Origin of the sequence: Pseudomonas sp. NCHU5216 (genome assembly GCF_052156495.1) — a bacterium.
Lineage (GTDB): Bacteria > Pseudomonadota > Gammaproteobacteria > Pseudomonadales > Pseudomonadaceae > Aquipseudomonas.
In genome coordinates, this window is record NZ_JBQLIX010000013.1 from 26646 (window position 1) to 48587 (window position 21942).

A 21942-nucleotide genomic window follows, 5' to 3' on the forward strand; every position below is an offset into this window, starting at 1 on the left:
TTTTCAGGTACGGCGCATTTCGCTCCATGGGCGACTCAGCATGAAAAAGGCCGCCCGAGTGGGCGGCCCTGTTCGTGAGTGTCGTGGTCAGTTGGTATACACCGGGCCAACCCCCAGCCCCCAGAGGATCACCGAGCTGGCGATCATCGCCACCAGCACCACCAGACCTACCGCCAGCACCGAGCTGGAGAACATGAAGCCCTCGTCCTCGGGGATGCTCATGAAGGTGGGGATGCCGACATACAGCAGGTACACCGTGTAGCAGATCGCCACCGTGCCGACGATCATGCCCAGCCACAGGTGCGGGTACAGCGCCGCCAGGCCACCGATGAACAGCGGGGTGGCGGTGTAGGCGGCGAACACCACGCATTGCGTCAGGTTGGGATTGGCGTCGTAGGTGCGTGCCATCCAGTGGATGAAGGCACCCATCACCGCCACGCCGGCGAGCATCGCCAGGTAGGACATGAACGCCATGCTCATCGCACTGGCTTCGGTGAGCATGACGGGTGGTCGGTCGCCGATGGCCCAGCCGACCTGAGTGGTACCGATGAAGGCCGAGATGGCCGGGATGGCTGCAAGCAGCAGTACGTGGGTCAGGTACATGTGGCTGATGCTCTCTTCCTCGCCACGGATTTCCTGCCACTCCTGATCGGGATGGGTGAAGAGCCCCCAGACGTGATGGATCATGCCAAACACCTCCTCTTGTAATGACGGTCGCCCCCCGTGGCGCCCGGCGCGCATGACCAGCGCCACCGGGTACTCAGGTCGAGTCTGTGCGACCTTATGTCGCAGTATAGGATGGGTCTGCATGGGGCGTGGTGCCTGGCTTTAGAGTGAATCGCTCTCTACCGCTCAGTTGTAATAGCGGGTCAGAATTTCCATGGCCTTGTTGATCGACTGCAGGCGCTGCGTACTGCCACCTCGGTCAGGGTGATGCAGGCTGACCAGTTGCCGGTAGCGCTGCTTGATCCGGGGCAGGTCGAGCGGCTGGTTGTCATCGAGCTCGAACAGTTGCAGGGCGGCGAGCTTTTCCTCGCCACCCTGCATGCGCGTCCAGAAGCTGGTCAGCAGGCGTTCGACGTCCTGCTCGTCGGTGCTCTGCAGGTGGCTCATGTCCAGATAGTAGTCACGCAGCTCGTCGCGCTCGCTCAGGGCCGCGCTGCCCGCCTGGTAGGGCAGCAGGCGGATGCACAGCGGGCTGATCTCGAGCAGGTGGCTCTGCTGCTGCCAGAGCGTATCGCGCAGGCGGTAGAGGGCGTTGAACAGCAGGAAGTGGGTGCGAAACAGCACCAGCTTGTCGGTCAGCGGCAGATTGGGCAAATGGCCGCTGTGGCGGGCCTTGAGCTGCTGGATCAGGGCGTATTCGGCCAGCCCGTCGGGGGCGGCCTGCAGCAGTTGCAGCACCTGTTCGGCGAGATCCTGGCTGGGGTCTAGGTCGTCATTCATCGGCCCAGACTAGCATTTCATTGCTGGCGGGGTAGGGGCGCGGCGCCATTGTGCGTAAAATGTCGCGCTTTCGTTCCCACCCCCTCGGATTTCGACGCACCATGGGCACCCTTTCGGTCAACCAGAACAAACTGCAGAAGCGCATTCGCCGCCTGGCCGGCGAAGCCATCACCGACTTCAACATGATCGAGGATGGCGACAAGGTGATGGTCTGCCTGTCCGGCGGCAAGGACAGCTACACCATGCTCGACGTGCTGCTGTATCTGCAGAAGGTGGCGCCGATCAAGTTCGAGATCGTCGCGGTGAACATGGATCAGAAGCAGCCCGGCTTCCCCGAGCACGTACTGCCGGCCTACCTCGAAACCATCGGTGTGCAGTACCACATCATCGAGAAGGACACCTACTCGGTGGTGAAGGAGAAGATCCCCGAGGGCAAGACCACCTGCTCGCTGTGCTCGCGCCTGCGTCGCGGCACCCTGTACACCTACGCCGACGAGATCGGCGCGACCAAGATGGCGCTGGGGCACCACCGCGACGACATCCTGGAAACCTTCTTCCTCAACATGTTCTACGGCGGCACGCTCAAGGCCATGCCGCCCAAGCTGCTGTCGGACGACGGCCGCAACGTGGTGATCCGCCCGCTGGCCTACTGCGCCGAGGCCGATATCGAGGCCTACAGCCAGCTCAAGCAGTTCCCCATCATCCCGTGCAACCTCTGTGGCTCGCAGGAGAACCTGCAGCGCCAGGTGGTCAAGGAGATGCTGCAGGACTGGGAGCGCAAGAGCCCGGGCCGCGTCGAGATCATGTTCCGCGCCCTGCAGAACGTGCACCCCTCGCAACTTGCGGATCGCAACCTGTTCGACTTCAAGAGCCTGAAGATCGACGACAGCGCCACACCGCGCTTTCTCGACGTGATGAGCCTGTAGGGTGGATCACGCTTCATCGATCCACCGTGCGGCGTGTTGGTGGATGTAAAAGGCGACATCCACCCTACGCCCCTCTCGATCTGTGGGAGGGGCTTTAGCCGCGACGCTTGCGTTCCTTCATGCCGCGCTTGCCAGGCCGCAAAGGCCTGGAGTAAGGTTCGGCCATCGCTTTGGAGAATTCCATGTCCGCCAGCCTCAACCTCCTGTCCATGCTGCAAGCCGGTGCCACGCGCGCCGCGTTGTTGCGTGCGCAGTTGCTCGTGGCGGCGGCGTATTACTTCTTTGGGTATTGGTTTAGCCACAGGCGCGCCTGATACCCACAGGCGGCCTGAGACACCAGGGTCGCCACCAGAGACGTTTTGCAGAAAACCCCCGGTCGGCAACCCGACCGGGGGTTTTGTTTTTTTCGGCCGAAAACGGCCACAGATCGAGGACTTACAGATGAACCGTTATTACCGCAACTACCGCTACGACTGGCGATTTAGCAGCGTCACCCACGCCCTGACACCTTTGCCACGAACACACAGCTAGCGCCGCCGCGGCAACGACCGCGCCGGTCAAGGAACCGCCAGATCATGAATGCATCCGTCTCCGCTCAACTCGCTTCCAGCGTCACCCCTATCGCCCGCCGCAGCGCCCAGCCGCTGCCCAGCCCTGCCGTACTGCGCCAACGTCTGCCACTGTCCGCCGCACTGGCCGAACGCATCGCCGCTGACCGTGATGCCATCCGCGCCGTGCTCGATGGCACGGACAAGCGCCTGCTGGTGGTGGTCGGCCCCTGTTCCCTGCACGACCGCACCAGCGCCCTCGAATACGCCGAACGCCTGGCCGAACTGGCGCCGCAGGTGAGCGACCAACTGTTGCTGGTGATGCGCGCCTACGTGGAAAAACCACGCACCACCGTGGGCTGGAAGGGGCTGCTGTACGACCCGCACCTGGATGGCAGCGGCGACATGGCCGAAGGCCTGCGCCAGTCGCGGCAACTGATGCTGGATATCCTCGAGCGCGGCCTGCCGCTGGCCACCGAGTTGCTGCAACCCATGGCTGCCGGTTACTTCGATGATCTGCTGGGCTGGGCCGCCATCGGTGCGCGTACCAGCGAATCGCAGGTGCACCGCGAGATGGTCAGCGGCCTGGCTCTGCCGGTGGGTTTCAAGAACGGCACCGATGGCAGCGTCGGCATCGCCTGCGACGCCATGCGCTCGGCGGCGCACCCGCATCAGCATTTCGGCATCGACGACCTCGGCCACCCGGCCTTGCTGCACACCGCTGGCAACCCCGACACCCATCTGGTGCTGCGCGGTGGCCATGGCGCGCCGAACCATGACGCTGCCAGCGTGGCGGCTGCGCGCGAGGCGTTGCAGCGCCAGGGCATCGCGCCGCGCATCATGGTCGACTGCAGCCACGCCAACAGCGGCAAGGATCCGCTGCGTCAGCCGGCGGTGCTGGAAAGCGTGATCGACCAGCGCCTGGCCGGCGACACGAGTCTGCGCGGGGTGATGCTGGAGAGCCACCTGTTCGAGGGTTGCCAGGCGCTGTCCGGCGAGCTGCGTTACGGCGTCTCGATCACCGATGGCTGCCTGGGCTGGAGTGGCACCGAGCTGGCGCTGCGTCAGGCGGCCGAGCGTTTGCGCGCTTGAGTCTTGCGAGAGGTGGGCATCTGCGTGCAGGCTTCGTCGTCCGTTTCATGAAGGATTCGATTCATGCGTGATTACAAGTGGCTGCACGCGTTCTGCCTCAACCGCTTCGGCTCTGCCAAGGCCCTGGAAGCCATGCTGCCGCAGCCGCGCAGCGAGGCCGAGCTGCGCGCGCTGAGCGATGACCGCTACCTGTCGCTGATCAGCCTGCGCATCTTCCGCGCCGGCCTCAAGCACAGCCTGGTGGACGCCAAGTGGCCGGCCTTCGAGGAGGTGTTCTTCGGTTTCGATCCGGAAAAGGTGGTGCTGATGGGCGCCGAGCGCCTGGAGAACCTGATGCAGGATGCGCGTTTGATCCGTCATCTGGGCAAGCTCAAGAGCGTGCCGCGCAATGCCCAGTTCATCCTCGATGTGCGCCGCGAGAAAGGCAGCTTTGGCGCCCTGATCGCCGACTGGCCGGTGAGCGATATCGTCGGGCTGTGGAAGTACCTGGCCAAGCACGGCAACCAGCTCGGCGGGCTGTCGGCGCCGCGCTTTCTGCGCATGGTGGGCAAGGATACCTTCATCCCCACCGACGACATGGTCGCCGCGCTCAAGGCGCAGAACATCATCCACAAGGCGCCGACCAGCCAGAAGGATCTCGCCGCGGTGCAGGCCGCCTTCAACCAGTGGCAGGCCGAGAGTGGCCGGCCGCTGTGTCAGCTATCGGTGATGCTGGCGCATACGGTCAATCACTGAGTCGTTTGCCTGCGTAGCCCGGATGCAATCCGGGGCAGCTCGCGCAAGGGTTCCCGGATTGCATCCGGGCTACGGCAGCAGGCCTTCGCGGCCGCGGTGCGCCTCGCGAAACTCGCCCGGCGTCTGCCCGGTCCAGCCCTTGAAGCTGCGGTGGAAGGAGCGCGCCTCGGTGAAGCCCAGGTAGCTGGCGATGTCCTGCACGGCCAGGTCGCTGTGCAGCAGATAGTGCTCGGCCAGTTCCTGGCGCAACTCGTCGAGAATCTGCTGGTAGCTGGTGCCGGCCTGTTGCAGGTGGCGTTGCAGGGTGCGCACGGTCATGGCGAACCTTTCTGCTACCCGCTCCTTGCGCGGCAGGCCATCCTTGAGCAGCAGGCGCAGGGCGTTCTTCACCCGTTGTGGCAGCGGCTCGTCGTCACCCAGTTCGGCCATCAGCGCCAGGGCATGTTCCTCCAGGGTACGCAGCAGGTTGGCATCGGCCTGGCGCAGGGGCAGTTCGAGGACATCCAGCGGCACCAGCAGGGCGTTGCAGGGTTGGCCGAAGCGCACCGGGCAGCCGAACAGTTGCTGGTACTCCTCGAGTGCCGTTGATTCAGGTTGCGGGTGCTCGAACCAGACCGCGTGCGGTGTGCGTTCGCTGTTGCTGAGCCAGCGCGCGTACAGCAGCCAGGACGCCAGCACGTTTTCCACCAGGTGCCGGCGCACCTCGGCCTGGGCCTGCTGGCAGCTCCAGATCAGGCGCAGATGGTCACCGGCCATTTCCAGGCGGCTGCTACCCATCTCGCCCACCAGCTTCTCGTAAGGCACGATGCGACTCATGGCTTCGCCGAGGGTGGCGCAATTCATGGTGATGTAGCCGAGTACGCTCCATGAACCGGGCTGCACGAAGCGTGCGGCGTGAAGGCCGAACAGCGGGTCGGCGGACTGGGCGAGCAGATGCGCCAGCAGGCGTTCATGCTGGCTGCAGGGGATGCGTTGGCTGTGGTCATGGAGCAGGGCCGCGTCGAGCCCGGCCGCGTTCAGCGCCGCCTGGATGTCCAGGTCGAGATGCTGGGCCTGACGCAGGTAGGTGCTCAGGCTGGCGATGGAGGTGGAGCCTGGGGTGTGCATGGGTCTTGTCGTTGTCGGCTGCCTGCTGCCAGGCATATGCCGACGAACCCTAGCACGAATGCCTGGGCACGGGCAGCGCAGGATGGCCGGCTACCATCCTGCACTTCGCTCAGCGCAGATCCACCAGCACGATTTCGCTGTCTTCCTCGGCCTCGATGCGGATCGAGGTCTCCTCGGCAATGGCCACGCCATCACGTGCCTTGGCGACGACGCCGTTGACCGCGAAACGCCCCATGGCCCCCACCAGATAAGCCTTGTGCCCGGGCTGCAGGCTGTATTCGGCGCTTTGCCCGGCCTTGATCGTGGCAGCCACCAGGCGGGCATCGGTGCGGATGGGCAGGGCATCGGCGTCATCGGCGAAGCCGCTGGCCAGGGTGACGAAGGCGCCGGCACGATCTCCCCTGGGAAATGGCTTGGCGCCCCAGGACGGCGGCAGGCCTGTCTGGGTAGGCTGAATCCAGATCTGGAAGATCCGGGTGGTTGCGTGCTCCAGGTTGTATTCGCTGTGAGCGATGCCGCTGCCGGCGCTCATCACCTGCACGTCGCCGGCTTCGGTGCGGCCGGCGTTGCCCAGGTTGTCGCGGTGGCTGATGGCGCCTTCGCGAACATAGGTGATGATCTCCATGTCATGGTGCGGATGCGGCGGGAAGCCCGATTGCGGGGCGATTTCGTCATCGTTCCAGACGCGCAGGCGGCCCCAGTTCATGCGCTGTGGGTCGTGGTAGTCGGCGAAGGAAAAATGATGGCGGGCATTCAGCCAGCCGTGATCGGCTGCGCCGAGTTGCTCGAACGGACGTACTTCGATCATGGTCAATCCTCTTGGCTTGCCAAGGGAGGAGCCCCTTGGCAAGGGCGATGACGTCATGATGATTTCGCTTGAATCGATTTAATAGAGCAAATTCTGCACTATAAGAATCTACTGATTCGATATGTTGATAACCGCAGCGCGCTACGGGGGAATGGCGATGAGCGAACGCAAGGCCTGGTTGATCCTGCATGGCAAGCAGGCGCTGAACGAGGAGGTCAGGGCCGCCGTGCATGGCATGCGCGAGCAGGGCTGGGAGATCGCCGTGCGCCTGACCTGGGAAGCAGGCGATGCCCAGCGGCTGGTCGGCGAAGGCCTGGCGGCGGGCTACCCGACACTGATCGCCGGCGGCGGCGATGGCACCTTGCGCGATGTCACCGAGGCTTTGCTCGAGCACGGCGGCCAGGCCAGTCTGGCGCTGTTGCCGATGGGCACCGCCAACGACTTCGCCCGCTCGGCCGGGATCACCCCGACACCCGCCGCGGCACTGGCGCTGCTCGACGTGGAGCCGGTGGCGGTGGATGTCGGCCTGGCCGGGGAGCGCGTGTTCCTCAATATGGCCACCGGTGGTTTCGGCTCCAACGTCACGGCCCATACGTCGGAGGAGCTGAAGAAGGTGCTCGGTGGCGCCGCCTATCTGCTCACCGGGCTCAGCCGTTTTTCCGAGGTGCGCGCAGCGGCCGGGCATTTCCGTGGGCCGGATTTCGAGTGGCAGGGCGAGTTTCTCGCCCTGGGTATCGGCAACGGCCGTCAGGCTGGTGGCGGGCATGTGCTGTGCCCCGAAGCGGTGGTCGATGATGGCCTGCTGGATGTCTGCATCCTGCCCGCCGCGCCCGATGTGATCGGCACCTTCGGCACCCTGTTGTCCGGTGGCATTCTCGGTTTGCAGAGCGTAGCCGTCAGCGCTCGGCTACCCTGGCTGGAGGTGGACGCACCTGAGGGGCTCGATCTCAATCTCGATGGCGAGCCCATGGTCAGCCGCAAGCTGCGTTTCGCCGCCAAGCCGAGTGCACTGCGTTTGCACCTGCCATTGCAGTCGCCATTGCTGCATCGCTGGTCAGGCGCAAGGGGCTAAGGCATGATGGCTGGGCGCCAGCGATCTTCAGTCTGCCGGCAGTCTGCCGATATGCCGAAGGCGGGCTCGCAGATCGCTGAAAAACTGCCTGCGTTGGCAATACTGCGTTAAAGCCGCCCTAAAAAAATGCTCATTTACAGCAGGTAAACTGCGCTTTTTCGGTCGTCTTTGCCTTGTCTTGCCTGCCTCGCCTACGTTTTTCAACGGCCTGCTAGACTCAATAAACACCATGGGAGCGCATGATGGCCGGCATTCTTGATTCAGTGGATCAACGTACACAGCTAGTCGGTGAAAACCGTCTGGAAATCCTCATGTTCCGTCTGGCCGGGCGTCAGCTCTTCGCGATCAACGTGTTCAAGGTGCAGGAGGTGCTGCAACTGCCCAAGCTGACCTTGATGCCGCAGCGTCACCGCTTCGTCTGCGGAGTGGTCAACCTGCGCGGCCACACCCTGCCGGTGATCGACCTGTCCCAGGCCATCGGCATGCGCCCGCTGGTGCCGGACGAGCACAGCACCATCATCGTCACCGAATACAACCGCTCCGTGCAGGCCTTCCTGGTGGGCAGCGTCGACCGCATCCTCAACCTCAACTGGGAATCGATCCAGCCGCCGCCCGGTGGCGCTGGGCGTCAGCACTACCTGACCGCCATCACCAAGGTCGACGACCAGATCGTCGAGGTGATCGACGTGGAGAAGGTGCTGGCCGAGATCGTGCCGATGAGCACCAAGGTGTCCGCCGAGAAACTCGCCGACCCCTTGCTGGAGAAGGCCCGTGGTCGCGAAGTGCTGCTGGTGGACGACTCCAGCGTGGCGCTGAGCCAGTTACGCGACACCCTCACTCAGTTGGGCATGCGTCTGCACATGGCCAGCGATGGCCTCAAGGCGCTCAATATGCTCAAGGCCTGGGCCGACAGCGGTGCGGTGATGACCGACAAGCTGCTGATGGTCTTCACCGATGCCGAGATGCCGGAAATGGACGGCTATCGCCTGACCAGCGAAATCCGCAACGATTCGCGCCTCAAGGATCTTTACGTGGTGCTGCACACCTCACTGTCCGGCAGCTTCAACGAAGCCATGGTGAAGAAGGTCGGCTGTGATGGCTTTCTCTCCAAGTTCCAGCCGGACAAGCTGGTGGATGTGGTGCGCGCCCGTCTCGCCCTCGACGAGCCTGCCTGAGCGCCTCAGCGCTTGTGATGCCCGCCGGCAACTCGTATAAAAGCGTTTTGCCGGCCTAGGGATCCGATCATGTTGAGCCTCTCCGAGTTGTATCGCTATCCGCTCAAGTCCGGGCGGGGCGAAGCCTTGCAGCGCAGTGCCGTCGATGGCCTGGGGCTCAACGGTGATCGGCGCTGGATGGTGGTCGATGCCGCTACGGGTCGTTTCATCACCCAACGCCTGCTACCGCAGATGAGCCAGCTCAGCGCTCTGTACGATGCGCGCGGCGGTCTGACCCTGAGCGCCGCCGGGCATGGCGAACTCAGCGTCGCGCTGCCCGACCCCGATCAGGACTTGCGCGGCGTGACCGTCTGGCAGGACAGCCTGCGCGTCCCCGATGCCGGTGACGAGGCTGCCGCCTGGCTCAGCGACCTGCTGGGCCGCCCCTGCCGCCTGGTGCAGGTGCCCGAGGCGCGCACCCGCCAGGTGGATACGGCCTATGCCCAGCCGGGCGACCGCGTGGCCTTCGCCGATGGCTATCCCTTGCTGCTGATCGGCCAGGCCTCATTGGATGATCTGGCGCAGCGTGTTGGTCGCCCGCTGTCGATGCTGCGCTTTCGCCCCAACCTGGTGGTGACGGGCAGCGAACCTTACGCCGAGGATGGCTGGAAACGCATTCGTATTGGCGAGGTGGAGTTCGAGGTGGCCAAGGGCTGCACCCGTTGCATCCTCACCACGGTCGACCCGCAGAGCGGCGAGCGCAGCGCCGACCGCGAGCCGCTGACCACCCTCAAGACCTACCGCGAGCGTGAAGGTGACGTGTACTTCGGGCAGAACCTGCTGCCCCGTGGTGTCGGCGAGCTGCAACTGGGCATGCCGGTGGAAGTGCTCGAATAAGGCCTGGCGCCTTTTGCCGTTGACACGGCTCCGGCGCCAACCCTTTCGCGGATAAATCCGCTCCTACCCGACCGTGTGTGCTGACTCCATTGGCTTCAAGCACGCTCCACGCTGGCCGGCGTGCGGCGCATCAGCACCTTGCCGTGGCGTACCGACACCAGCGCGTGGCCCTGGCTGCGCACCATCTCGTAATCGTCCGGCGCCGAGAGGATCAGCAGGTTGGCCGGGCGACCCACCTCCAGACCGTAGCCTTCACCCAGATTCAGCGCGCGCGCCGAGTTGTCGGTGATCAGATCCAGGCTGCGCTTGAGGTCTTCGTAGCCGAGCATGTGGCAGATATGCAGGCCGGCTTCGAGGATGCGCAGGATGTTGCCGTTGCCCAGCGGATACCAGGGGTCGACGATGGAATCCTGACCGAAGCAGACGTTCATCCCGGCGCGGTCGATCTCTGCCACGCGGGTCAGGCCACGGCGTTTCGGATAAGTGTCGAAACGGCCCTGCAGGTGGATGCTCTCGGTGGGGCAGGAGATGAAGCTGATGCCGCTCATCTTCAGCAGGCGGAACAGCTTGGAGCAGTAGGCGTTGTCGTAGGAGCCCATGGCCGTAGTGTGACTGGCGGTGACCCGCGCGCCCATGCCACGCACACGGGCTTCCTCGGCCAGCACTTCGAGAAAGCGCGACTGCGGGTCGTCGGTCTCGTCGCAGTGCACGTCCACCAGGCAGCCGCTACGCTCGGCCAGATCCATGAGGAACTTGATCGACGATACGCCCTGGTCGCGGGTGTTCTCGAAGTGCGGGATGCCGCCGACCACGTCGGCGCCCATTTCGATGGCTTGCTCCATCAGCGCGCGACCATTGGCGTAGGACTCGATGCCCTCCTGCGGGAAGGCGACGATCTGCAGGTCGATCAGGTGGCGGGTTTCCTCGCGTACTTCGAGCATGGCCTTGAGCGCGGCCAGGGTCGGGTCGGTGACGTCGACATGGGTACGCACATGCTGGATGCCGTGGTCGACCAGCATGTCGATGGTCTTCTTGGCGCGGGTCTTGGTGTCTTCGTGGGTGACCAGTGCCTTGCGCTCGGCCCAGCGCTCGATGCCCTCGAACAGCGTGCCGCTCATGTTCCAGGCCGGCTCGCCAGCGGTGAGGGTGGCGTCCAGGTGGATATGCGGCTCGACGAAGGGCGGCACGACGAGATTGCCGGCAGCATCCAGGTCGCCCTCGGTGATGGGGTGCAGGGCGTGCTGGGCGTCGATGGCGGCGATACGCGCGCCGTCCAGGGTGATGCGGTGCAGGCCGTCGCGGCCACGCAGGCGGGCATTGTGGATGATCATGGAGGGTCCTCTCAGGCAGGTGCCGACAGGCGCCGGATCAACAGCGCAACGCTGATGTTCAGGCGGTCGTGCGGATTCTCGAAGGAGCATCCGGTCAGCGCTTCGATGCGCTGTAGACGGTAGCTCAGGGTATTGCGGTGAACGTTCAGGCGTTGTGCGGCCAGGGCCAGGTTGCCGTTCTCGGCGAACCAGGCTTCCAGGGTCGGCATCAGTACCGGTTGGTGGCGCGAGTCGTCGCCGATCAGTGCGCCGAGCACGCGCTCGACGAAGCGGTCGAGCAGGCTGCGGTCGCGTATGGCGCCGAGCAGTTCCAGCACGCCCAGCTCATTGAAACTGCACAGGCCCAGGCGTTCGGGGAAGCGCTGCGCCACGCTCAGCGCCTGGCGTGCTTCACCCAGGCCCTGGGCGAAACGCGGTGCATCGCAAGCGGCGCTACCCAGGCCAAGGAACAGCCGTAGCGGGCCAAGCTGCGGGCGCAGTTCGTCGAGCAGCCGGGTCATGGCCTGGCGGTTGCGCGCTTCGGCCTGGGCGTCGGCGCAGGGCAGCAGGGCGATCCAGTGGCGGCCCTGGCTGACCAGTGGCAGCGCGTCACCGAGTTCACCGAGGCTCTGTTCCAGGCGCCGTTGCAGCAGTTGCTGACGGCTCTGCAACTGGCGCTCGGCGTCTTCGTCGGCCAGGTCACCGAACAGTTGCTCGCTGCCATCGAGGCGCAGCAGTGCGATTTGACGTGGCAGGTGCAGGGCCAGGCCGAGGCTGTCGCCGCGTTGCAGCAGAATGTCCAGCGATTGGTAATCGCCGTCGAGCACCTGTTCCAGCACATGCTGGCGCGAGCGGCCGAGCTGCTGCGCATGGACCAGAGCGGTGCCGATGGCCTGGGTGACCACCACCATCTTCAGCGCGTAGGGCTGCTCGATCAGCGGCAGGCCCAGGCGCTCGGCCTCGGCGATGACGCTGGGCGGGATCGTCTGGATATATTCGGCGCCGGTGAGGATGACCATACCGGCGACCACGCGCTCATGGCCCTCGCGCACCAGGCGCAGCAGGTTGGCTTCGTCACGCGGGTGATTGATGCCGGTGACGAAGATCAGCTCGCCGCCCATTACCCAGTCGACGATGCCTTCGTTCTCGGCCACGTAGGGCCAGCGCACGGCATTGTCGCGCCCGGCCTGGCCGGCACGCAGGTGCATGCTGGCCAGATCGGGCAGGGCGAGTACGTCGGCGACGGTCAGGCTCACGCGCCGGCGACCTGCTGACGGCCGGCCAGGATCTTGTTCGCCTCGAACAGCACCACATAGGCCACCGCTGCCACGGCGATACCCACCAGCGGCGCGACCCAGGGCGAGAAATAGGCGCTCAGCGCACCGATCAGGTAGGCGCCCAGGCCGACCCAGTTGAATGCCGGTAGGCGCACCTCGGCCAGTTTCGGGTAGCGCGCGCGGTGGCCGTAGAAGTAGTCGGCCATGATCACGCCGCCAATCGGCGGGATGATCGAGCCGAGCAGGATCAGGAAGGGAATCAGCATCTCGTACATGCCGCCGATGGCCAGGAGCGTGCCGATGCCGGCACCGATCAGAGTCACGGTCTTGCGCTTGCCGGTGCGCAGCAGGTTGCAGCCGGCGGCGGCGAAGTTGTAGATGGTGTTGTCCTGGGTGGTCCACAGGTTGAGGAACAGCATGACCACGGCGGCCATGGACAGCCCCTGCAACACCAGCACCTCGACCACGTCCGGTTGCTGGTAAACGATGGCGCCATAGGCCCCAGCGATGATCATCAGACCGTTGCCGATGAAGAAGCCGAACAGGCTGGCCAGCACCGCGACGCGGCCGCTCTTGGCGAAGCGCGTCCAGTTGGTGGCCTGGGTGGCGCCGCTGACGAAGGTGCCGAACACCAGGGTGATGGCCACGCTCAGGCTCATGCTTTCCTTGGGCTCCACCGCCAGCAGGCCGGCCAGGCCGCCGATATCACGGGTGGCGATCCACAGCGACGCCACCAGCAGCACCAGCATGGCCGGCACGGCGACGCGCGAGAGCAGGTCGAGGCCCTTGTAGCCGACGAAGGCGGTAAGGCAGAAACCGAAGCCGAACAGCACCATCAGCGGGATGGTCAGGCCTTCGGGCAGGCCAAGGATCTTCACCAGCACGATGGCGACGGTCGCCGTGCCCCAGGCATACCAGCCGATCTGGGTGAAGCCGAGCAGCATGTCGGACAGCTTGCTGCCCACCTCGCCGAAGCAGAAACGGCCCATGAGAACCGAGTTCAGCCCACTGCGACAGGCGATCAGGCTCAGCACGGCGGCATACAGACCAAGCAGCAGGTTACCGATCACTGCGGCCCAGAGCAGCGTGGTGAAATCGAAGGCCATACCGATCTTGCCGCCGGCAAACATGGTGGCGGTGAAGAAGGTGAAACCGAACAGCAGAATGGCTGTGGAAAACAGCCCCTTGCGCGCGCCGTTGGGCACCTCGCTCAGGGGGTAATCGCTATCGGGGGTGGAATTGCTCATGGGCCTGGCTCCGGTGTGGGTGTTGAGGCCTTGGCGATAGCAGGGGGCGTGCCAGGTTTCTCAGGCTTTTCAACTTGGGCGAGGTGATCAAATGGTTTTGTGCAAAGCGCACAATAAAAAGCGCTCAGAGAGCGCTTGGATGGTTCAGGTTTGTGAGTGTAGAACAAAAATGGTGCGGGGCGAGGGCGCCGCGCACCAGCTTTAGGCTCTGTACGAAAGTTGTCGAGCGAAGGTCAAGCAAGGCGAAACTGCTCGAAGAAGCGCAGTTTACGTGTTGTAAATGAGCATTCTGAGAGCGATTTCAACGCAGCATCACCGAGCGCAGGCAGTTCTCGTACAAAGCCTAGGCGGTTTTCGTTGCCTGCAGGTGTTGGCCCAACCTGAGCGTCGTGCTGGGCTAACCTGACACCTTGAACCGAAAAGTCTGAACACCCTGCTGGTGAAATTGATACAGCTAACGCCCGGGACTTCATTGCCGAAGATGTTTGATATCCAAACAAGGCTTACGGTAAGTAATAGTCTTCCGGCTTGATGCTGGGGTGGGCCCTATATATTTTGTTCAAGATATCTATCCCAATGCTCCCCATAAGCTGACCAACGACCATTACATATTCTGCCACCTCCTCTTCAGAGCAGTTTGTGGCTACAAGGTTAATAGATTCGTTCAGTTTTCCTGATGCATCCAGTACAAGCTGGCTTACTTTCTCTGCGATAGCTTTGTCTTGAATCATATTTACAGGCACCCGTGATCTTCTAGGCAGCGGTTAACGCAATTAAAAAATGGCATTCCCTGATTAGAGGGGGATCCGCCAAGCGGCGGAACAGTTGAGCATCTCAGGATGCAAGAGTGACGTGCGCGTCGGCAATCTTCAGTCTCGCACGAACTGACATTACCTTCAGCACCTGGAGCCCCCTTGGAGCCACTATTGTCCGAGTCTCCAAGAATTTCTTCAAGGTTACTTCCTCCTTGAGCTGGTGAAAGTCCTCGTGGGTCAGCCTTACTAACAGGGTTCCCCATAACATACCCGTAGGTATTTAGCCCACCTTTAAGCCCAATCGGATCACTCTCCACATACCGCCCGGTCTGCGGGTCGTAATCACGGAAGTAGTTGTAATACAGCCCGCTTTCCTGATCGTAATACTGCCCCGGAAAGCGCAGGTTGAGGGTGAGGCTGCCGGTGGCCTGGCCTACGCCGAAGGCATCGGAGACCCAGCTCCAGATAGGCTGCTGGTTGTGGTTCGTCGCGACGCGCGGTGTGCCGAGGTGATCGGTATGCAGGTAGAACGGGGTACTCGACGCCACGCTGCCGTCAGGGCCGTAGCTGACGTTGATGCCCGCTATCGGCATTTCGTCCAGCCAGATATAGAACTGGCTGCCTTGCCGTTGTCCAGCCGCGCTGAGCAAGCGTTCTTCCAACAACTGGCCATCCGGGCCATAGAGGAAGAGGGTCATACCACTTGCGGTGAGTTTGTGCGTGCGTTGGCCCAAGGCGTTGTAGCGGTATTCGGCCACCGGGGTGCCGCCGATCTTGACCCGTACGAGCCGATTCTGCTGATCGTATTCCAGTTGCCGATCCGGGCGATCCTGAGTCAGGTTGCCAGTTGCATCGCTGGTGACCGAGGTGCCGCCCATTGTTGTGAGTCGGTTGCTGTTGGCCGCATAGCTCAGTTCAGTGGTGGCGCTCGCTTGCGGGCTCCCATCGACGATGGGCGTGGACGTTTTACTGGTGCGGTTGCCGACCGCGTCGTAGGCATAGCTCTGCTGCAGGTCGGCGCGTTGTTCCGAGGTGAGGCGGTCGAGGGCGTCGTAGCCGTAGCTGAGGTTGCCGAGCAGGCTGCTCTGCAGGGTTTCGATATTGCTGTTGGCGTCGTAGCCGTAGGCGCTTGTCCAGGTGGCGACCTGCTGTTGAGTCAGGCGGTAATCCTGGTCATAGCTTCTCGACAGGCTCAGGCCGTTGGCCCAGGTGAGGCTTTTCAAGGGGCCGAAGGGCAGGTACTGGATCTGGCTGGCCAGGGCTGTGGGCGTGCCTTCACCGACTTGCAGTTGCACCTGGCTGACTTGCCCGGCGCCATTGCGGGTGTAGTGGATGCTGAAACCCAGCGGGTAGTCGATCCGCGTGAGCTGATTGGCGCCGTCATAGGCGTAGCCCAGGCTGTCGTACTGATCGCCGCCCGCGACAGCGATCGAGCGCAACTGGCCGGTGAGGTTGCCACGGGCATCGTAGTGGTAACCGATGACGCCGCTGGCATCCTGAATGGCCGTCAGCCGGCCCACGCCATGATTGCCGTCGGCTGTCATGTCGTAATGGTACTGGACGTTAAGAGCCGGATTGGCGGGGTACTGACGACCCGTCAGGCGGTTGAGCGCATCGTAGGTGTAGGTGGTGACCACACCACGCGCATCGGTCTTGCTGATGACATTGCCAGCGGCATCGTGACTGTAGCCGGTGGTGCCGCTGTCGGGGCTGATCAGTTGGGTCAGGTTGCCCAGGCCGTCATAGACGTACTGCGTGGTGACACCACGCGGATCCTGCACCTGGGTCAGGTTGTCCTGCGCGTCATAGCCGAGTTGCGTCACCCCATTGAGTGGGTCGGTGCTGGCGACCAGGCGGTCGAGGGCATCGAAGCTGCTGGTGGTGCTGTGCTGCTTGGGCGTCTGGCTCAGGGTCGGGTTGTCATTGAGGTCATAGCCGTAGCGATGGACTTGCCCGCCTGCCCCGACGCTGCGCAGCAAACGCCCCAGCTCATCGTAGACCCAGCTTTGCTGCTGGGTGAGGTTGTTGCTGGCATCGCGCAGGCGCTGGGCCGTGCGATTGCCCATGGCGTCGTAGTCGTACTCGACCTTTTCCCCGAGGTTATTGCTTATCGCGACCAGACGCCGGGCGGCACTCCAGGTGTAGGCCTGCCAACTGCCATCGCCACGGGTGACCTGGGTGATCTGGCCGATGGCATCGTGCTCGAAGCTGGTGGTGCTGCCAGCGGTGCTGATGGAGGCCAGCCAACCCTGCGGGGTATAGCTCAGTGTGGTGGTGACGCCATTGGCGTCCACCAGGGTTTGGGGGTTGCCGTAGGCGTCGAAATTCGAGAGCTGGGTGACATGACCGAGGGCATTGGTCACCGTGGTCAGATGGCCCTGGGCATCATAGGCGTAGGTGGTGATGTCCGAAGCATCGGTGCGCGGGCCGTCGGCGCTTTCCACCAGGCCCAGGCTGTTGTAGGTGTAGCTCCAGCTGCGCTCGGCGGCTTGAGCTGGCAGCCCCAGCGCAGAGGCTAGGGCCAGTGCCAACAAGCTGGCGCGATGTAAGGTCTTCATCGTTTCAGTTCCTTCTAAAAGTCAGCGTGCTTCAACGGTGCGGCTGAGCCGCCGTCCCTGGTCGTCGTACTGGTAGCGGGTGATCTGATTGGGTTCTGTGACCACTGCAGGCAGGAAAAGCGTTGGGTGCCAGTCGGTGGTGATGGTGCGCGCTTGTGCTGTGCCAGCGGCTTCGGTACGGGAAATCTCCAGACCACGGGCGTTGTAGGTGTAGGTGGTGAGATTGCCCTTGTTGTCGGTCTTGGTCTTGAGCAGGCCGCGATCATCGTAGGTGAAGGTGGAGTTGCTGTTGGGGCAGTTGGGCGAGGGCTCGCCGTCGATGGTAGTGATGCGTTTTACACCCAGGATGGTCTGGAAGCTGTACTTGGCCACTTTGCCCAGTTCGTTGGTCACCGAAACCGTGCCGTCGCTGTTGTAGGCCACTGTCACCTTGTCTGCACCATCGGCATGCTCGCTGGAGATGGCGCGGCCCTGGTCATCGTAAGCCCAAGTGGCATAGCGGATACCGCGCTCGTCGGTGATGCCGGTGAGCAGATCCGGTTTGCCAGCGACTTCGTAGTGGTACTGGCGTTGGGTGGTTTGGCCGTCCATTGTGCGATTGACTGAGGTCAGGCGGTTATTGGCGTTGTAGCTATAGGTAATCTGCACGCCAGGTGCGATCAGGCTCAGCGGTTGGTGGTCGGTGTCTTCGGTAAGTGTCAGGTTGTTGCCGAGGTTGTCGGTGACGATGATCTGGCTGCCGGAATAAGCCAACTGGTAACTCTGGCCCTGAGCGTTCGACCAATGGGTTAACTTGCCCGTGAGATCGAAAATGAATCGCTCGTTATCGGCGGAGACAAACATCCAACCCGTACTGTTCTTACTCAGGTTCCCCATGTCGGTAGAGAGCGGAGTTACAAGGCTGTCGTCAACAGAGAAAAATAGCTCGCGGCCATGGGGCATGATTAAGGCAGCAGATTGGGTGTCAATCTGTAGGTGTGTTGAATAAGTGTGGCGCCAGAGTCCGTCAAGGCTATTGTAGTAGCGAATGAACTTTAGTGGAATTCTTTCGCTGTAGCGATAGTCGCTCTCTGTTTGAAATTTATTACCCGTGGAAAAATTAATAGGATTTCCTGCGCTTGAGCTGGGGCAGAAATTAGATGGGCCTTTTTGGTTGTTGTATCGAACGCATTTGTTATCGATTAACTTGTACTCGCCGGAACACTGAGCAGTCCCATAAACGGCGTCACCTCCACTGCAACCATTGGCGAGCTTCATGCCTGCTCGCAGGTGAGATGTCTCTGGGTAATTTGTAAGCTGATAACTGCAGCTTGAAACTCTCCAGTATGCCTTGTAATTGGCCCACCATTCGGCAATGGCTGCTTCAATAGATGGGGAATTATTTACTCTATAAGGGTAAGTGGTGGGGATAGAGTAGGGCGGGCCATAAATGACTGGTACGCTTTCCTCCAATGATCCAGCATCAGCGCTGGCTTCTTGAGGCAGAGATGCAATGTTGATCAGAACTATCAGTGTCAGCGAGAAAAAGGTTTGCTTATGTGTGACGATGGATGTAGAGCTCTTGAGAGCGGAAGAGCTTATTTTCTTCTTCAGGTCTCTAGTCTTTGGAGGTGAATAAAGGCGCATAACAATTCCTTTGTCAGATACAGGCTTCAATTGGTTGTGTTCTGGGTATTTAGTTGTTAGGTGTCTTGACTGTTTTTGGTTTTTGGGGTGTTTCCAAGGAGATCAGAGTATGGGACGCTACGGGGTGACCTGAATAATGGATAAGCCCGTTTGTCGTCCTTGATCATTATAGGAGTACTGGATAATGCGACCGGGTTCTGTGACCGTTGTCGGTAAAAACCAATCTGGGTGCCACTGAGTCGTAATCGTGCGCGCCTGCGGCGTGCCGCTGGCTTCGGTGCGAGAAATCTCCAGACCACGGTCGTTGTAGGTGTAGGTGGTGAGATTGCCCTTGTTGTCGGTCTTGGTCTTGAGCAGACCACGATCGTCGTAGGTGAAGGTGGAGTTGCTGTTGGGGCAGTTGGGCGATGGTTCGCCTTCAACTGACGTGATGCGTCGTACGCCTCGGATGATCTGGAAGCTGTACTTGGCCACTTTGCCTAGTTCATTGGTCACCGAAACCGTGCCATCGCTGTTGTAAGCCACTGTCACCTTGTCTGCGCCATCGGCATGTTCGCTGGAGATGGCACGGCCCTGGTCATCGTAGGCCCAGGTGGCATAGCGGATACCACGTTCGTCGGTGATGCCGGTGAGCAGATCCGGTTTGCCAGCGGCTTCATAGTGGTACTGGCGTTGAGTGGTTTGGCCACCCACTGTTCGGTTTACCGAAGTCAGACGGTTATTAGCGTTGTAGCTGTAAGTGATCTGCACGCCGGGTGCGCTCAGGCTCAGTGGCTGGTGATTGGTGTCTTCGGTAAGGGTCAGGCTGTTGCCTAGGTTATCGGTGACGGTGATCTGGCTACCGGAATAAGCTAACTGGTAACTCTGGCCCTGAGTGTTCGTCCAGTGGGTGAGCTTGCCGGCTGTATCGAAGGTGGAGCGCTCGTTATTGGTAGAGATAAATAGCCACCCTGTGCTGGTCTTGCTTAGTGCGCCTAGGTCAACTGAGGTCGGTGTTGCGATATTGCCATTGACTGTGAAAAACGATTCACGCCCATGGGCCATAACTAAGGCTATGGATTGGGTGTCTTGATAAAATTTCAGATGGGTCGAATAAGAATGAAGCCAGAGACCGTCTAGGCTATTGTAGTTGCGGAAAAAATGCAGTGATGAACGAGCACTGCTTTGATAGTCCGACTCCGCTTGAAATTTGTTGCCGCTAGAGAAGTTAATGGGGTTTCCTGCATAAGGGCTTGGGCAGAAATTGGACGGGCCTTTTCCAGTTGCTGTAGTGCAGTTTATATCTTGATTTGGACAGCTTTCTTGGTCGGGAAGAGAACACTTTCCCGTCGCGCTATCAATGGCTGAGGGTGATTGGCAGGGGGTGTGTAAAGTGTAGGCGGCTATCCATTTGGAAATATATTGGTAGTTCCGAAATTCACATACTGCACCTCTATATTTTTTAGGGTTAGTCGTGTAGTGTCCCTGTGAATCAATAAACCCTAAAAACAATACATCTGTATATGTTCGGCCGTTGCCGCCAGGAACCAGCATTGAGGAAATGGAGGCGCAGTGGGATACCGGAGATTCAACAAAAGCCCAAGTGCCAGGCTGTTGGCCAAAAAACGTGATTTGCCAGTTATAGTTTTCTGTGCTGGCCTGTGAGCCACAGGCCCATACACATAGCAGTGAGAGTAGGATAGATCTTACTTCCATGTTTTTACGATCCATTTGCTAGGGCATTAATTTCCGCCTTATTTACTGTTTGAGTTATAGCTTGGTTTGCACAGTAACTTGCGGCATCGGCGGCATGGTCACGGTCTGCTCAGCGCTTGGGGCGAGCACTTCGGCTTCGCCGTCCACTACCTGCTTGCCGTCCTGGTTGAACACGCGGGTGGCGATGCGCACGCGGTTCTTCGGCAGTTTTTCCAACACTTCCAGCTTCACGGTGAGGGTGTCGCCGAGCTTCACCGGGCGGGTGAACTTGAGCTGCTGGCCGAGGTAGATGGTGCCCGGGCCAGGCAGGTTGCAGGCGATGGCGGCGCTGATCAGGGCGCCGGTGAACATGCCGTGGGCGATGCGCTCCTTGAACATGGTCTCGGCGGCGAAGGCGGCGTCCAGGTGCACCGGGTTGTTGTCACCGGACACGGCGGCGAACAGTTGCACGTCGCGTTCCTCCACCTGCTTCTCGAAACTGGCCTGCTGGCCGACTTCGAGAGCCTCGTAGGGGATGTTGGTTACCTGGGTCATGTTTCGCTCCTTTCATCGCTAATAGGGTGCCGGTCGTGGCCCAGTACCTGCTCGAGCCAGGCGACCAAGTGTTCGCTGACCTCGTCACGGTTGATCTCGTTGAGCAGCTCGTGACGGGCCTCGGGGTAGATCTTCAACTGTACGTCGCGTACACCGGCGGCGTTCAGGGCCTCGGCCAGGTGCTGCAGGCGCCGGCCATCGCTGACCGGGTCGCGGCTGCCGCCGATCACCAGCAGCGGCAGGTCGGTGTCGATCTGCGCCAGGTTCTCCAGCGGGGTGATCTGTTGCAGGCCCTCGAGCAGGTCGCACCACAGTTGCGTGGTGCAGACGAAGCCGCACAGTGGGTCGGTCACGTATTTGTCCACTTCTGCCGCATCGCGGCTGAGCCAGTCGAAGGCGGTGCGGTTGGGCTTGAAGGCCTTGTTGAAGGAGCCGAAGGAGAGAAAGTCGATGACCTTGCTGCGCCCCTTCGGCCCCAGGCGCCAGCGCTCGAAGCGGGCGATCAGCCTGGCGACCTTGTACAGCGCCACCGGCTGGTAGTTGGAGCCGGAGAGGATGGCGCCCTGCAGGCTGCTGCTATGGGCCATCAGGTAGGCCATGCCGATGTAGCTGCCCATGCTGTGGCCGAGCAGGATGATCGGCGTCTGCGGGTGCTGCTGGCGGATATGGTGGTTGAGGCTGGCTAGGTCGTCGACCACCTTGTGCCAGCCATCCTCGTCGGCATAGTGGCCCAGGGTGCCCTGTTCGGCGCTGCGGCCATGGCCGCGCTGGTCATGGGCATAGAGGTCGAAACCGGCGGCCACCAGGCGCTCGGCCAGGCGTTCATAGCGCAGGCTGTGCTCGGCCATGCCGTGAGCGAGCATGACGATGGCGCGCGGCGGCGTGTCGCCGTGCCAGTGGTTGACGTGCAGGTGCAGGCCGTCGCGAGTGGCCATGGGGAAGGCATTGTGGCGCATGGCTAATCCTTGTGCCGGGGACTGGCGGCATTGTGCACGCTGCAATCGATCCGGCATAGCATCAGAACATCGCTCATCCGGTAAAGATCGGTAACGAATCGCTGCATTTATATCGAGATTCAGGCCATCAATGACGCTTTCGAGCTATAGGCGCGGGGGCTCTGAACTGCTACTTTCCGGGCAGTCAGATCATTTCAGG

General features: G+C 61.7%; 20 protein-coding genes and 1 pseudogene. 7 read left to right on the forward strand and 14 right to left on the reverse strand.

All coding sequences use genetic code 11. The features are described 5' to 3' along the window. Nucleotides 1-87 precede the first annotated feature (87 nt). Both ACSVIK_RS11580 and ACSVIK_RS11585 read right to left on the reverse strand, forming a co-directional pair. The gene (locus ACSVIK_RS11580) at nt 88-687 is read right to left on the reverse strand and encodes a Yip1 family protein (protein ID WP_442444471.1); all 600 of its coding nucleotides are present in this window, start codon (nt 685-687) and stop codon (nt 88-90) included. A gap of 165 nt (nt 688-852) precedes the next feature. Beyond that, nucleotides 853-1446, reverse strand: a complete 594-nt coding sequence (locus tag ACSVIK_RS11585; protein ID WP_442444472.1) for a DNA-J related domain-containing protein — start codon at nt 1444-1446, stop codon at nt 853-855. A gap of 101 nt (nt 1447-1547) precedes the next feature. Here ACSVIK_RS11585 and ttcA point away from each other — a divergent pair, with 101 nt between their 5' ends. The 4 genes from ttcA (at nt 1548) to ACSVIK_RS11605 (ending at nt 4747) form a co-directional block, all read left to right on the forward strand. Further along, nucleotides 1548-2372, forward strand: coding sequence for a tRNA 2-thiocytidine(32) synthetase TtcA (gene ttcA / locus ACSVIK_RS11590; protein ID WP_442444473.1), 825 nt, complete (start codon nt 1548-1550; stop codon nt 2370-2372). A gap of 182 nt (nt 2373-2554) precedes the next feature. Next, nucleotides 2555-2686 (forward strand): hypothetical protein, encoded by a 132-nt coding sequence (locus ACSVIK_RS11595; protein ID WP_442444474.1) that lies wholly within the window; start codon nt 2555-2557, stop codon nt 2684-2686. Nucleotides 2687-2947: 261 nt separating this feature from the next. Next, a complete protein-coding gene (locus ACSVIK_RS11600) occupies nt 2948-4012 on the forward strand; it encodes a 3-deoxy-7-phosphoheptulonate synthase (protein ID WP_442444475.1) in 1065 nt (354 codons plus the stop codon). Nucleotides 4013-4075: 63 nt separating this feature from the next. Then, a complete protein-coding gene (locus ACSVIK_RS11605; RefSeq protein ID WP_442444476.1) occupies nt 4076-4747 on the forward strand; it encodes a DNA-3-methyladenine glycosylase I in 672 nt (223 codons plus the stop codon). A 69-nt stretch (nt 4748-4816) separates the two neighbouring features. Here ACSVIK_RS11605 and gliR read toward each other — a convergent pair whose 3' ends face one another. Together gliR and ACSVIK_RS11615 are read right to left on the reverse strand one after the other, a co-directional pair. Further along, on the reverse strand, nt 4817-5854 hold the full coding sequence (gene gliR, locus ACSVIK_RS11610; RefSeq protein WP_442444477.1) for an AraC family transcriptional regulator GliR: 1038 nt from the start codon (nt 5852-5854) through the stop codon (nt 4817-4819). A gap of 109 nt (nt 5855-5963) precedes the next feature. Then, on the reverse strand, nt 5964-6662 hold the full coding sequence (locus ACSVIK_RS11615) for a pirin family protein (RefSeq protein WP_442444478.1): 699 nt from the start codon (nt 6660-6662) through the stop codon (nt 5964-5966). A gap of 157 nt (nt 6663-6819) precedes the next feature. On the opposite strand from ACSVIK_RS11615, the gene yegS reads away from it, so the two are divergent. The 3 genes from yegS to ACSVIK_RS11630 all read left to right on the forward strand — a co-directional run bounded on the left by yegS (nt 6820) and on the right by ACSVIK_RS11630 (nt 9785). Then, nucleotides 6820-7734: a lipid kinase YegS gene (yegS, locus tag ACSVIK_RS11620; RefSeq protein ID WP_442444479.1), complete on the forward strand. Its 915-nt coding sequence runs from the start codon at nt 6820-6822 to the stop codon at nt 7732-7734. 242 nt (nt 7735-7976) lie between these two features. After that, nucleotides 7977-8909: a chemotaxis protein CheV gene (locus tag ACSVIK_RS11625; protein ID WP_442444480.1), complete on the forward strand. Its 933-nt coding sequence runs from the start codon at nt 7977-7979 to the stop codon at nt 8907-8909. A 69-nt stretch (nt 8910-8978) separates the two neighbouring features. After that, nucleotides 8979-9785, forward strand: coding sequence for an MOSC domain-containing protein (locus ACSVIK_RS11630; protein WP_442444481.1), 807 nt, complete (start codon nt 8979-8981; stop codon nt 9783-9785). Nucleotides 9786-9880: 95 nt separating this feature from the next. Here the strand turns inward: ACSVIK_RS11630 and codA are convergent, their stop codons facing one another. From codA to ACSVIK_RS11680, 10 genes and pseudogenes are all read right to left on the reverse strand, one after another. Continuing rightward, the gene (gene codA / locus ACSVIK_RS11635) at nt 9881-11116 is read right to left on the reverse strand and encodes a cytosine deaminase (RefSeq protein WP_442444482.1); all 1236 of its coding nucleotides are present in this window, start codon (nt 11114-11116) and stop codon (nt 9881-9883) included. Between the two features lie 11 nt (nt 11117-11127). After that, nucleotides 11128-12351 carry a PucR family transcriptional regulator gene (locus tag ACSVIK_RS11640; protein WP_442444483.1) on the reverse strand — a complete coding sequence of 408 codons (1224 nt, stop codon included), beginning with the start codon at nt 12349-12351 and terminating at the stop codon, nt 11128-11130. Then, nucleotides 12348-13619 (reverse strand): cytosine permease, encoded by a 1272-nt coding sequence (gene codB / locus ACSVIK_RS11645; RefSeq protein WP_442444484.1) that lies wholly within the window; start codon nt 13617-13619, stop codon nt 12348-12350. Before codB ends, ACSVIK_RS11640 begins: the two co-directional genes overlap by 4 nt. Before the next feature lie 503 nt (nt 13620-14122). Continuing rightward, nucleotides 14123-14350, reverse strand: a complete 228-nt coding sequence (locus ACSVIK_RS11650) for a hypothetical protein (RefSeq protein WP_442444485.1) — start codon at nt 14348-14350, stop codon at nt 14123-14125. 2 nt (nt 14351-14352) lie between these two features. Further along, nucleotides 14353-16932 carry an RHS repeat-associated core domain-containing protein gene (locus ACSVIK_RS11655; RefSeq protein ID WP_442444486.1) on the reverse strand — a complete coding sequence of 860 codons (2580 nt, stop codon included), beginning with the start codon at nt 16930-16932 and terminating at the stop codon, nt 14353-14355. Nucleotides 16933-16953: 21 nt separating this feature from the next. Further along, nucleotides 16954-17685 carry an RHS repeat protein gene (locus ACSVIK_RS11660; RefSeq protein ID WP_442444547.1) on the reverse strand — a complete coding sequence of 244 codons (732 nt, stop codon included), beginning with the start codon at nt 17683-17685 and terminating at the stop codon, nt 16954-16956. Nucleotides 17686-17859: 174 nt separating this feature from the next. Beyond that, nucleotides 17860-18558, reverse strand: a pseudogene (locus ACSVIK_RS11665) (DUF6531 domain-containing protein); the annotation flags it as partial. Between the two features lie 117 nt (nt 18559-18675). Continuing rightward, nucleotides 18676-20253 carry a DUF6531 domain-containing protein gene (locus ACSVIK_RS11670; protein ID WP_442444487.1) on the reverse strand — a complete coding sequence of 526 codons (1578 nt, stop codon included), beginning with the start codon at nt 20251-20253 and terminating at the stop codon, nt 18676-18678. A gap of 54 nt (nt 20254-20307) precedes the next feature. Continuing rightward, nucleotides 20308-20787, reverse strand: coding sequence for a MaoC family dehydratase (locus ACSVIK_RS11675; RefSeq protein ID WP_442444488.1), 480 nt, complete (start codon nt 20785-20787; stop codon nt 20308-20310). Beyond that, nucleotides 20784-21743: an alpha/beta hydrolase gene (locus ACSVIK_RS11680; RefSeq protein WP_442444489.1), complete on the reverse strand. Its 960-nt coding sequence runs from the start codon at nt 21741-21743 to the stop codon at nt 20784-20786. The genes ACSVIK_RS11675 and ACSVIK_RS11680 overlap by 4 nt, the downstream gene beginning before the upstream one ends. Nucleotides 21744-21942 lie beyond the last annotated feature (199 nt).